General features: G+C 60.6%; 10 protein-coding genes, 1 tRNA gene and 1 pseudogene. 5 read left to right on the top strand and 7 right to left on the bottom strand.

Features of this window, described 5'->3' with window-relative positions; translation table 11 throughout:
- Nucleotides 1-2: 2 nt before the first annotated feature.
- Complete coding sequence (locus tag AC4LFW_RS03810) at nt 3-1,172, top strand: iron-containing alcohol dehydrogenase (RefSeq protein WP_491817902.1); 1,170 nt, start codon at nt 3-5, stop codon at nt 1,170-1,172.
- 798 nt (nt 1,173-1,970) lie between these two features.
- Nucleotides 1,971-2,411, top strand: a pseudogene (locus AC4LFW_RS03805) (IS3 family transposase); the annotation flags it as partial.
- Nucleotides 2,412-2,623: 212 nt separating this feature from the next.
- On the opposite strand, the gene AC4LFW_RS03800 reads toward AC4LFW_RS03805, so the two are convergent.
- The 4 genes from AC4LFW_RS03800 to dapA all read right to left on the bottom strand — a co-directional run bounded on the left by AC4LFW_RS03800 (nt 2,624) and on the right by dapA (nt 5,867).
- A tRNA-Ser gene (locus AC4LFW_RS03800) sits at nt 2,624-2,713 on the bottom strand.
- Nucleotides 2,714-2,841: 128 nt separating this feature from the next.
- Nucleotides 2,842-3,711, bottom strand: coding sequence for a phosphoribosylaminoimidazolesuccinocarboxamide synthase (locus AC4LFW_RS03795; RefSeq protein WP_491817901.1), 870 nt, complete (start codon nt 3,709-3,711; stop codon nt 2,842-2,844).
- A 132-nt stretch (nt 3,712-3,843) separates the two neighbouring features.
- Nucleotides 3,844-4,944: an NlpB/DapX family lipoprotein gene (gene bamC, locus AC4LFW_RS03790; protein ID WP_491817900.1), complete on the bottom strand. Its 1,101-nt coding sequence runs from the start codon at nt 4,942-4,944 to the stop codon at nt 3,844-3,846.
- Nucleotides 4,945-4,988: 44 nt separating this feature from the next.
- Nucleotides 4,989-5,867 (bottom strand): 4-hydroxy-tetrahydrodipicolinate synthase, encoded by an 879-nt coding sequence (dapA, locus tag AC4LFW_RS03785; RefSeq protein ID WP_491817899.1) that lies wholly within the window; start codon nt 5,865-5,867, stop codon nt 4,989-4,991.
- 221 nt (nt 5,868-6,088) lie between these two features.
- Between dapA and AC4LFW_RS03780 the strand changes: the two genes are divergently transcribed.
- Nucleotides 6,089-6,649, top strand: a complete 561-nt coding sequence (locus AC4LFW_RS03780; protein WP_491817898.1) for a glycine cleavage system transcriptional repressor — start codon at nt 6,089-6,091, stop codon at nt 6,647-6,649.
- Nucleotides 6,650-6,664: 15 nt separating this feature from the next.
- Entirely contained in the window at nt 6,665-7,135 is a 471-nt protein-coding gene (locus tag AC4LFW_RS03775) for a peroxiredoxin (protein ID WP_491817897.1), read from the top strand.
- Between the two features lie 75 nt (nt 7,136-7,210).
- Here AC4LFW_RS03775 and AC4LFW_RS03770 read toward each other — a convergent pair whose 3' ends face one another.
- Both AC4LFW_RS03770 and AC4LFW_RS03765 read right to left on the bottom strand, forming a co-directional pair.
- Complete coding sequence (locus AC4LFW_RS03770; RefSeq protein WP_491817896.1) at nt 7,211-8,290, bottom strand: AI-2E family transporter; 1,080 nt, start codon at nt 8,288-8,290, stop codon at nt 7,211-7,213.
- Nucleotides 8,291-8,309: 19 nt separating this feature from the next.
- Entirely contained in the window at nt 8,310-8,567 is a 258-nt protein-coding gene (locus tag AC4LFW_RS03765; protein ID WP_491817895.1) for a sulfurtransferase TusA family protein, read from the bottom strand.
- A gap of 107 nt (nt 8,568-8,674) precedes the next feature.
- On the opposite strand from AC4LFW_RS03765, the gene AC4LFW_RS03760 reads away from it, so the two are divergent.
- Nucleotides 8,675-10,105, top strand: a complete 1,431-nt coding sequence (locus AC4LFW_RS03760) for a M48 family metalloprotease (RefSeq protein WP_491817894.1) — start codon at nt 8,675-8,677, stop codon at nt 10,103-10,105.
- Between the two features lie 63 nt (nt 10,106-10,168).
- Here AC4LFW_RS03760 and nadA read toward each other — a convergent pair whose 3' ends face one another.
- Nucleotides 10,169-11,227 (bottom strand): quinolinate synthase NadA, encoded by a 1,059-nt coding sequence (nadA, locus tag AC4LFW_RS03755; RefSeq protein ID WP_491817893.1) that lies wholly within the window; start codon nt 11,225-11,227, stop codon nt 10,169-10,171.
- Nucleotides 11,228-11,312: the final 85 nt, after the last annotated feature.

Raw genomic sequence — 11,312 nt, 5'->3', positions numbered from 1 at the left:
CCATGTCTCCGTCAGATACCGCTAGCTACCAATTTCGCAGCGTTCCACGCATTATCTGCGAGGCCGGTGCGTTGGCCCGCGCCGGCGAGCTCATGGCCGAGCTCGACGCACGCCGGGTGCTCATCGTGTGCGACCCGGGTATCGTGCGCCTGGGCTTCGCCGACCAGGCTCGCAAGGCCCTGGAAGGAGTCGGCTGCACCGTCGAGCTATTCAGCGACGTGAGTGCCGACCCGCCCGCCGAGGTCATCCGGCAAGCCGCCACACAAGCACGCGCGTTTAAGGCCGATGGTGTGCTGGGCCTCGGAGGTGGCAGCTCACTGGACACCGCCAAACTGGTCGCACTGATGATCAACAGCGAACAACCGCTGGAGGCGATGTACGGCACCGACCAGGCGACCGGCCAGCGGGTGCCACTGATCCTGCTACCCACCACCGCCGGTACCGGCTCTGAAGTGACCTGGGTTTCGGTGGTTACTGACGATGCGGGCCAGAAGAAGGCCGTCTACGCCCCGCAACTGCTGCCTGACATCGCGCTGCTTGATCCGCGCCTGACCCTCGGCCTGCCGCCACCGGTCACCGCCGCCACCGGTCTCGACGCCATGGTGCACGCGATCGAGGCCTATACCAGCCGCACCCGCAAAAACCCGCTCTCAGACGGGCTCGCCACCACAGCGATTCGCCTGCTGGGACAGAACCTGGAGCGGGTCATCGCCGATGGCAACGACCTTGCCGCCCGTTCGGCAATGCTGCAGGGCTCTTTGATGGCAGGCATCGCCTTCGTCAACGCCTCGGTCGCGGCTATCCATGGGCTGGCCTACCCGTTGGGCGCGCGCTTTCACATTCCCCACGGGCATTCCAACGCGCTGGTGATGTTACCTGTGATTCGCTTCAATCTGCCCGCTGCGCAGCCGCTCTACGCCGAACTGGCCGGCCACCTGCTCGGCGGCCGGTTCGATGACGAACACGCGGCCGCCTCTGCCTTTGTCAGCGAGATCGAGCGCCTGGTGGCCTGCTCCGGACTGGAAACGCGGCTGTCGCAGCTGGACATCCCCGAGTCGGCGATTGCGTCCATGGCCGACGAAGTGGTGACTAGTATTCGCCGCCTGATCGACAGCAACCCTGCAGATATGTCCCGGGCGGACGTCGAGGCGATCTATCGCAGCATCCTCTAAGGCTGATCACAGCGAACCGCTATCCGATGAGCAAGTCCAGCGCTGCCGAGCGGCGTTGGCTACTAGATGGCCTTCATAGGGTTTTAAGGGGCGCTTACAAACAAGGAGACGCCCGGCGTAAGCCAGCTCGAATAGCGTGGTACGCAACGTTGAACCATCATGCGCACTAGCTTGCACACCGTGCATTTTCGCACCAGCGGCGGGTTAGCTCTCCCTGCGCTTAGCGTTAGTAGGTCCAGTGGTATCCACAGGGCGGTATCCAAGTTGGTATCCACTCAAACCAGTCAATGAAAAACGTTTCTGCGGGTACGACTAGCACCGATCTGGGCAACCGGGGCGCAGGTAGGGGATCAGTTCATCTACAGCATGAACGGTGAGCTCTCACACCTGCGTTTTGACAAACATCCGAAGACGACGATGTGATGGTGAGCGCGGCCTAACCACCCTACACAACCGGGACGGCCACATCGTGGCGCCGGAGCATGCCGGTTTGAGCTAATGGCTACAATTGCTGGACTGGAAGCATGGCCCCGCCACCCTGATTCAGGGCCAACTCCCTGACCCCGAACCTGACGACGAACCAGACGAGGGTGAGGGCATCTGGTACGTCCACTGAGCTGTCCCCAACAGGGACACCGAGGATCGAACAGGGACAGTACCAGTACCACTTACGCAGCGGTGCCGGTACTCGCTCCACACGCTCAAAGCAGCACTCGGCGGCAGGTCCAGCATCTTGCCGGGCAGGCCTTGTCCCTGTTCGATCGCTACACCCCCCTCTCAGCAGTCCAGTCTTCAGGTGTCCAACGCCCGAACCAAGTGTGGTGCGGCGACATCACCTACGTCTGGGCGGAAGGTCGTTGGCATTACTTGGCCGCGGTGCTGGATCTACACACGCGTCGGGTGGCTGGCTGGGCGTTCTCCGCAACACCGGATGCCGAGCTGGTAAGCAAAGCCCTCGATATGGCCTACGAGCAGCGCGGCAAGCCACAGCAGGTGCTGTTCCATTCGGATCAGGGCAGCCAGTACGCCAGCCGCTTGTTCCGGCAGCGGCTGTGGCGCTACCGAATGCAGCAGAGCATGAGCCGCCGGGGTAATTGTTGGGACAATTCGCCGATGGAACGCCTGTTCCGCAGCCTGAAGTCGGAGTGGATACCGCAGACCGGTTACCTTACAGCTCAGCAAGCACAGCGAGACATCAGCTATTACCTAATGCACCGCTACAGCTGGGTCAGGCCGCATGGTGGAAAGCACTTACGAGCGACGCTCAACTGGCCCCGCGCAGAAGCGACCGCCCGCAGATCCCAAGAACCTCAAAAAAGAAGGCAGCGGCAGAGGCAACGACCAACCGAGACAAGCCGACGCCGCAGTGTAGGTCAGAGTGTAGGTCCAAGCGCTTAGGAAAACCCTAAAAACGAGAAAGCCCCGGAATCCGGGGCTTTCAGGTTATGTAGTGGCGGAGAGATAGGGATTTGAACCCTAGGAACTGTTGCCAGTTCAACGGATTTCGAATCCGTCCCGTTCGGCCACTCCGGCATCTCTCCAGCGGCGCGCATCATATCAGCTCAGGATCGAATGTCGAACCCCAGTGGGCTGCTTTTTTGTCGTCATTTCAGGCTGTTGCATCAGGCTGGCCGTGCGGCTTGGCGGCCCCACCGATCCGTCACCGTCCTCATCCCGTCAAACGAGTCAGGGCTTCGCGGTATTTGTCGGCTGTCTTCTGCGCGACCTCGGCAGGTACCGGTGGGGCGGGCGGCTCCTTGTTCCAACCGGTGGATTCGAGCCAGTCACGCACGAACTGCTTGTCGAAGCTTGGCGGGTTATGGCCTTCGGCATAACTGTCAGCCGGCCAGAAACGGCTGGAGTCGGGCGTGAGCACTTCATCCATCAGGGTCAGCGTGCCGTTCTCGTCGAGGCCGAACTCGAACTTGGTGTCGGCGATGATGATGCCGCGGGTCGCCGCGTATTCAACGGCCGCACTATAAAGCGCAATGGAGACGTCACGTACCTGCGCCGCCAGCTCCTTGCCAATGATCGCTTCGCATTGTTCGAACGAAATATTCTCGTCGTGATCGCCTACGGCTGCCTTGGTCGAGGGAGTAAAGATCGGCTGGGGCAGCTTGCCTGCTTCCTTCAACCCGGCTGGAAGCTGGATGCCACATACGGTTCCGCTCTTCTGATACTCCTTCCAGCCCGAACCCACGATATACCCGCGGACGATCGCTTCCACGGCCACCGGCTTGAGCCGCTTGGCAACCACGGCACGGCCTTCTACCAGGGGCAGCTCTTCGGCAGGCACGACGTCCTCAACCTTGTCGCCGGTAAAGTGGTTGGGCACCAGATCGCCAAGCTTGTCGAACCAGAAGTTGGAGATGGCGGTCAGGATCTTGCCCTTGTCCGGAATAGGCTCGGCAAGAATCACATCGAATGCCGAAAGCCGGTCTGTAGCGACCATCAGCATGCGTGTGTCATCGATTTCATACAGGTCCCGGACCTTGCCGGAATAAATTTTCTTCAGGCTGAGAGCGTTTGCAGTGGTCATGGCTGTTCTCATGGTGACCAAGCTTAGACAAAGCGCGGCATTCACAACGCCTTGGCGGGGGCTTCGTTCAAACGAAACAGGCGAAACCATTGGTTTCGCCTGGTTGGGTCGGGATATGGACGTTTCGCCAGTTCAGCCCAGGTTGTCTTTGAGCATGTTCAGCACACGACGCGCCACGTCAGCGGGCGCAACGGTGTCGAGATCCTTGTCGAGGGTAACCTGGATATCACCCGCCACGTCGGTAACACGAAGCTGATATCGCTCGGCTCGGGCATCGATTTCCTCACGATCCGGAGCACCGCCGAACAGCCGTGAAAAGAAGCCAGGCTTGTCAGAGGGGTTCGCCGCGCCTTCGGCAAGGTTTATGTAGTAAATCCCCAAGCTGCGATCCAGATCCTCGACCAGGATGTCACTCGCTTGCAGCGCGCGGCCTACACTTGACCAGGCACGGTTGAAGTCCGTGTCGAGCTGCAGGACCGGACTGCCACTGCCTGCCTCGGTTATCGTGACACGGCTTGGCGCATCGTATTCACGCTCGGCCAGCAGCGAAGCCGAACCGCCCTGCTCTGCCCCTTTGGTCAGGCCCACCTGGAGCTCATCGAGCAGAACCCGGTCGAGTTCGGCATTCTCGGTAGAATCCGGCCAGGCGACGTCCGCACTACTACCAGCCGGGCGCTTCACGCTGAGCACATGGATCTCGCTGGTGTCGCGCTGGACGCCCGGCTCGATGCGCACACGGACACGTGTTTCGCCTTGCCCCAGACCCAGATCGCGCACCAATGACGGTGCCAGCTGATCGCGGGTCTGCCAGGCGGTGATGAACTCGCCTGTTTGCGGACGCTCTTCAGCAATCTGGAAACCGTTGTCGGTAAAGAACTGCCGCGTCGCCGCCCAAACCTGGGTCGCCGGACGCAGAGCCACCAACCAGCGCTCGTCTTCGGATGTCTGCAGACTGAATTCGCTGGCTTCTTCGGCCACCATCAGGCGCTGCGGACGGGGCACTTCATAGTCGCCGGTCGAGCGGCTGTCTGCTACCTGTTGCGGAATCGGCAGCAGCGGCTCGATTGGACGCAGTTCGGCTCCGGCTGGAACCTGCATCGGAGCGACCTGGTGCGCTTGCAGATAGTCGCTGCCACGGTCACGGAAATATCCGTCTTCGCCCCACAACCAGCCACAACCGCTGGTTCCAGAGATAATCAGGGCTAGGGTCGAGAGTCCGGCCAGTCGCTTCATGCGTGTTCCTTCATAGATAAAACCAGTACACCGGAATGTGCATTTCAGGCCAGCACGCCAGACTGACGCATCGCCTGGCGCAGCGGTTCCTGACAATGCTGGCTGAGCCAGGTCAGGGGCAGGCGGATGCCGTTGGGCATCAGGCCCATTTCATGCAGTGCCCATTTCACCGGAATCGGATTGGCTTCGATGAAGAGCATCTGGTGCAACGGCATCAGCAGCGCGTTGATGGCACGCGCCTTCTCCGCATCACCGGCAATGGCAGCGGCACAGAGCTCACTCATGGCGCGGGGCGCAACGTTCGCGGTGACGGAGATGTTGCCCTTGCCACCCATGAGCATGAGCTCGACGGCGGTGGCATCGTCACCGGAATAGACGAGAAAATCACTGCTGACACGGTCGAGCACATCCCGGCCGCGATTCAGGTCGCCAGTGGCCTCCTTGATACCGACGATGTTGGGCACCCTGGACAGGCGCTCGACAGTCTCGGGCAGCATGTCGCAGGCGGTCCGGCCAGGTACGTTATAGAGGATCTGCGGGATGGCCACCGCTTCGGCAATGTGGCGGAAGTGCAGATACATGCCTTCCTGGGTCGGCTTGTTGTAGTAAGGCGTGACCAGGAGACAGGCATCGGCACCGGCAGCCTTGGCATTCTCGGTCAGTTCGACCGCTTCACGGGTGGAGTTGGCGCCGGTACCTGCAATGACCGGAATGCGGCCGTTCACCTGGTCGACGACGCGCCGGATCACTTCGATATGCTCGGCAACCTCGAGCGTTGCCGACTCACCGGTGGTACCGACCGCAACGATTGCGTTGGTGCCTTCCTGCAGATGGAAATCCACCAGCTTGCTCAGGCCATCCCAATCAAGACCGCCTTGCGCATCCATGGGAGTGACCAGCGCCACCATACTGCCCGCAATCATGCAACCACTCCTGCCGGAAAAAGAGAGGCGTAATGGTACAAGGCTCCTTGACGCTTTGCGAGTGCACGAGAGGCCATCTGCCTGCGGATATTGCAGGTTCACTTCGGCAGATGCCTTGAGGCTGTACTCAGCGTCCGCATTCCATACAGACGCGCTTTTCGCTACCCTTAACCGTTTTCGGCTTGGCTGGCCGTCCGACCCATCACTGCCAGGAACGCTGCATGTCCACCCCTCCCGTACCCCGCGAACAGTTTCTCGTCATCAGCGCCATGGGCCGTAGCCCGATGGAGCTCACCAACGTGCTCTGCCGAGCCAGCAACGAGAACCGCTGCGCTGTTGTGACTACCCGCCTGACGCGGCATGGTGAGTGCTGCGCCCTCGTACTGGAGGTCAGCGGTAGCTGGGATGCCCTGGCCCGCATGGAAACCGCGCTTCCAGGGCTGGCGAAGAAGCACGAGTTCACCACCAATGTGGTGCGCAGTGAAGCGCTGGAAACCCGTCCGCAAGCGCTGCCTTATGTGGCTTATGTCAGCTCGGCCTATCGCCCTGACATTCTCAATGAGCTGTGCCAGTTCTTCATTGACCACCGTGTCGAACTCGAAGCCCTGACATGCGATACCTATCAGGCGCCGCAGACCGGAGGCACGATGCTCAACGCGACCCTGACCGTCACGCTGCCTGCCGGTACGCAGATCAGCTGGCTGCGGGACCAGTTTCTGGATTTCGCTGACGCGCTGAATCTGGACGCACTGATCGAACCCTGGCGCCCCCAGAACCCCTGATAGAGGAAGCAACCGATGACCGTTGAACTCGACCAGCCCGTACCGCATTTCCAGGCTCAGGCCACCAGCGATACGCAGGTCAGCCCCGGGGCGTTGAAAGGCAAGCAGGTGGTGCTGTACTTCTATCCAAAGGACAACACGCCCGGCTGTACTACCCAGGGCCAGGGATTCCGTGACCAGCACGACGCCTTCACTGCGGCCAACACCCTGGTCTATGGAGTCTCCCGGGACAGCCTGAAGACGCACGAAAACTTCAAGGCCAAGCAGGGCTTTCCCTTCGAGCTGATCTGCGACAAGGATGAGCAGCTCTGCCAGCTGTTCGATGTGATCAAGCTGAAGAAGCTCTACGGCAAGGAATACATGGGCATCGATCGCAGCACTTTTCTTATCGATGCCGATGGTGTCCTTCGACAGGAATGGCGCGGCGTAAAGGTACCGGGCCATGTGGACGCAGTGCTGCAGGCAGCCCAGGCGCTGAACAAATAGCAGACCCAGCGAGAGAAGGCCGGCGAAACGAACGGCTGCGCTACATTCACGCAGTCCGAGCAGCCGGCCAGGCCGTTACCCCGCGCGATCCACCACCGGTACAGTAGCCGAGCGGCGAGGCCATGCGTAAAGCACAGCCTTGAACAGCGTGGCCAGGGGAATCGCAAAGAACACGCCCCAGAAACCCCACAAGCCACCAAACAGCAGCACCGAAACGATGATCGCCACCGGGTGCAGGTTTACCGCCTCGGAGAACAGCAGCGGCACCAGCACATTGCCGTCCAGTGCCTGGATGATCCCGTACGCCACCATCAGGTAGATGAACTGGTCGCTCACCCCCCACTGAAACAAGCCGATCAAGGCCACGGGAATGGTCACGACCGTGGCACCGATATACGGCACGACCACCGATATGCCGACGAGCATCGCCAACAGCGCTGCGTAGTTGAGCTCCAGAGCGGCGAAGACTGCATAGGAAACGACGCCACAGATCAGGATCTCGATGGCCTTGCCCCGGATGTAGTTGGCAATCTGTACGTTCATCTCCTGGGCCACCTGCGTGATCAGTCCGCGCTCGCGTGGCAGGTGCCCGGCCAGCCAGTCGCCTATCTGCTGACGATCCTTGAGGAAGAAAAACACCAGGATCGGGACCAGGATCAGGTAGATCATCAGGCTCAGCAACAGCGGCAGGCTCGAAAGTGACGAGGTCAGCACAATCTGCCCGTAGCGACCGATCTCGCCACGAATGAAATCGATTCCGCGCAACACCTGCTCTTCAGTGAGCAGCTGGGGGTAACGCTCAGGCAGGAGCAGCAGCAGCGATTGCCATTCGACCAGCATCCGCGGCAGCTCGTTGAACAGCGTCAGCACCTGCTGCCACATGAGAGGCGCGAGAATGAAGATGCAGACGGTGAGCAAGCCGACAAACATCAGGAAGACCAGCCAGACTGCAACCAGATGAGGCAGTTTGATGCGCTCCAGCGCACCGACCAGCCCTTGCATCAGGAAGGCCAACACCAGACCTGCGATGACCGGCGCCAACATATGGCCAAGCGTCAGCACCGTCGCAAAGGAGACGACCAGCAGCACACCAAGGACGAGCGCTTCCTCGTCCGAAAAATAACGATGAATCCAGCCCCGCAACACGTTGAGCATAAGCCTTCCTTAACAGCCGTCAGGCCTTGCGAAGCCAGTATCGATAGAGCCCATCGTCCGCTTCCTCATGCAATAGGGCATGACCAGCCAGCCTGGCAAAACTGCGAAAATCTCGCTGAGAGCCCGGGTCTGTCGCCGTGACCTTCAATATCTGACCGCTCAGCAGGCGGTTGAGCTCCAACTTGGCCTTGAGCAGCGGCATTGGACAATCAAGCCCAGTCGCGTCCAGCTCGGCATCGGCATCGCAGGCCATGCCAGGGCCACCCTGTTGAGTCATGTCGATCTCCTGTAAAAGTGCTGCAGGATACCGAGCCGAGCCAGGCTCTGGCCAGCAACCCGAGCACAAGGCTACAGTAGCGCTCCTGCATAGAAGAGCTGGTCTGGATGAAATTGCTGCGCCCCACCCTGCTGACCCTGGCCTGCCTGATCGCGCAACCGGTGATGGCAAACGACCTTCCCTCGCTTGGCGATTCGAGCTCCGGCATCGTCTCGCCTGAGCAGGAGCATCAGCTAGGCCGAGCCTGGCTCAGCCTGCTACGTGGACAGGTCCCCCAACTGTCCGACCCCCTGCTCAAGGACTATCTGGAGCAGAGCGTCTACCGTCTGGCGGAGACCAGCCAGCTTCAGGATCGGCGCCTGGAGTTCGTACTGCTCGACAGCCCTCAACTGAATGCCTTCGCTGCACCTGGCGGCATTATCGGCGTCAACGGCGGGCTGTTTCTGCATGCACAGACTGAAGCCGAGTATGCTTCGGTCCTGGCACACGAACTGGCGCACCTGTCCCAGCGCCACTTCGCGCGCGGCCTGGAAGCCCAGAAGCGCATGCAGCTACCGTTGATGGCGGCGATGCTCGCCGGCGTAGTGGCGGCCGCAGCAGGCGCCGGCGATGCCGGTATCGCCGCGATAGTTTCGACCCAGGCAGCCGCGATACAGTCCCAGCGCCGATTCTCCCGACAGAACGAACAGGAAGCCGATCGTATCGGTATCGTAAATCTGGAGAGAGCCGGCTATGACCCCCGCGCCATGCCGGAAATGTTCGGCCGCCTCATGCGCCAGTATCGATACGACCAGAAGCCTCCGGAATTCCTGCTGACCCACCCGGTCACCGCGTCACGCATCGCCGACACCAAAAACCGGGCCGAGCAATACGCCGATGCCGGCGTTGAAGACAGCCTTCGCTACCAACTGATGCGGGCCCGCGTGGATCTGAAGTTCGAGAACACCCCAGGCGTCAGCGCCAAGCGCTTCCGCGCCATGCTAAGCGAGGATCCGAACCTGGACGCGGCCCGCTATGGCCTGGCGCTGGCGCAGATCAAGAGCGGGCAGCTCGAGGAGGCAGCCAGCGAGCTGCAGCCGCTGCTGGCAGAAGAACCAGACGATGCGATCTACAATCTGGCGCAGGTCGAGCTCGATATCACCGCGAACCGGCTCGCTGCAGCACGCCAGCGCATTCAGCGCCTGCTTCAGCTATACCCGGGCAGTTATCCAGTACGTCAATCGCATATCGATCTGCTGATCAAGGAAAACAAGTTGCAGGAGGCCGAGCGCGAGCTGGACCAACTGGTCATCGCCCGCCCCAAGGATCCGGACATCTGGTATCAGGTCTCGGAAATACGCGGGCTCACCGACAATATCGTTGGCCTGCATCAGGGCCGAGCAGAGTATTTTGCCTTGGTCGGCGACTATGACCAGGCCATCGAACAGCTCGATTTTGCCAAACGCCGCTCGGACAGCTTCCAGACGGCAGCACGAATCGATGCAAGGCAGAAGGCATTGATCGAAGAGAAGCGAATGGTCGAGGAAATGTTGCGCTAAGCCTCCCGATCCGGAGGGAGGCATAAGCCACAACGCAGCCAAATGGCTCCGTTGTGGCATCTATCATGCGTTTCCGGCCTGCCTTATCCGCGCCGCCTGCGTAAAGTCGAGCATGCGCTTGAGCGGCTTGACCGCCCGGGGCACCAACGCCGGATCCACGAATATCTCGTCCCTGCCTAAACGCAGGCATTCCAGCGTTCGCTCCAGTGTGTTCATCGCCATCCAAGGACAATGGGCACAACTGCGGCACGCAGCTCCACTGCCTGCAGTTGGCGCCTCGATGAACTGCTTGTCCGGGCAAAGTTGTTGCATCTTGTAGAAAATGCCGCGGTCGGTGGCGACGATGAAGACCGGATTCGACAAGGTCTGCGCGGCCTTGATCAGCTGACTGGTCGAGCCGACCGCGTCGGCCAGCTCAATCACCGCCTCTGGCGACTCGGGATGAACCAGCACAGCGGCGTCGGGATACAACGCTTTCATATCTGCCAGCTGCTTGGCCTTGAATTCCTCATGGACGATGCAGGCACCTTCCCACAACAGCATGTCAGCGCCAGTTTCCCGTTGCACATAGCTGCCCAAGTGCTTGTCCGGGGCCCAGATGATTTTCTCGCCGTTATCCATCAGGCTTTCAACGATTTCCAGGGCGCAGCTGGACGTGACGACCCAATCGGCACGGGCCTTCACCGCGGCCGAGGTATTCGCATAAACCACCACGGTGCGCTCTGGATGCTGATCACAGAACGCGGAGAAGTCCTCAACCGGGCAGCCCAGATCCAGCGAGCAGGTTGCCTCAAGAGTTGGCATCAGAATCCGCTTTTCAGGATTCAGTATCTTCGCTGTTTCGCCCATGAACCTGACGCCCGCGACCACCACCGTATCAGCCGAATGCTCGTTGCCAAACCTGGCCATTTCCAGCGAATCAGAAACACAGCCACCGGTTTCTTCCGCCAAAGCCTGGATGACTGGATCGGTGTAGTAATGGGCGACCAGTACCGCATTCTGCCTTTTCAACTCAGCCGCGATTTCGCCTCGCAGACGCAGCTCATCAGCCGCTGTCAGCGGGTGCGGCTGCTTGGCCGCCAGATGGGCCTGGACGAGGATGCGTTCGGGTATGTGCGTCATGTTCGCGGTTCCTGCAAGCACGGCAAAGCGTAGATCGCCGGGTCTAATCAACGAGGCGGGAATACTGACCTGGCGAACGGATGGC

Source organism: Stutzerimonas sp. C6.4V (assembly GCF_058536345.1).
This window is presented reverse-complemented; position numbering and strand designations above follow the sequence as displayed.

Coding starts and splice junctions, on each gene's coding strand:
- AC4LFW_RS03810 (WP_491817902.1), top strand. CDS start 3: ATGTCTCCGTCAGATACCGCTAGCTACCAATTTCGCAGCGTTCCACGC.
- AC4LFW_RS03795 (WP_491817901.1), bottom strand. CDS start 3,711: ATGACCACTGCAAACGCTCTCAGCCTGAAGAAAATTTATTCCGGCAAG.
- bamC (WP_491817900.1), bottom strand. CDS start 4,944: ATGAAGCGACTGGCCGGACTCTCGACCCTAGCCCTGATTATCTCTGGA.
- dapA (WP_491817899.1), bottom strand. CDS start 5,867: ATGATTGCGGGCAGTATGGTGGCGCTGGTCACTCCCATGGATGCGCAA.
- AC4LFW_RS03780 (WP_491817898.1), top strand. CDS start 6,089: ATGTCCACCCCTCCCGTACCCCGCGAACAGTTTCTCGTCATCAGCGCC.
- AC4LFW_RS03775 (WP_491817897.1), top strand. CDS start 6,665: ATGACCGTTGAACTCGACCAGCCCGTACCGCATTTCCAGGCTCAGGCC.
- AC4LFW_RS03770 (WP_491817896.1), bottom strand. CDS start 8,290: ATGCTCAACGTGTTGCGGGGCTGGATTCATCGTTATTTTTCGGACGAG.
- AC4LFW_RS03765 (WP_491817895.1), bottom strand. CDS start 8,567: ATGACTCAACAGGGTGGCCCTGGCATGGCCTGCGATGCCGATGCCGAG.
- AC4LFW_RS03760 (WP_491817894.1), top strand. CDS start 8,675: ATGAAATTGCTGCGCCCCACCCTGCTGACCCTGGCCTGCCTGATCGCG.
- nadA (WP_491817893.1), bottom strand. CDS start 11,227: ATGACGCACATACCCGAACGCATCCTCGTCCAGGCCCATCTGGCGGCC.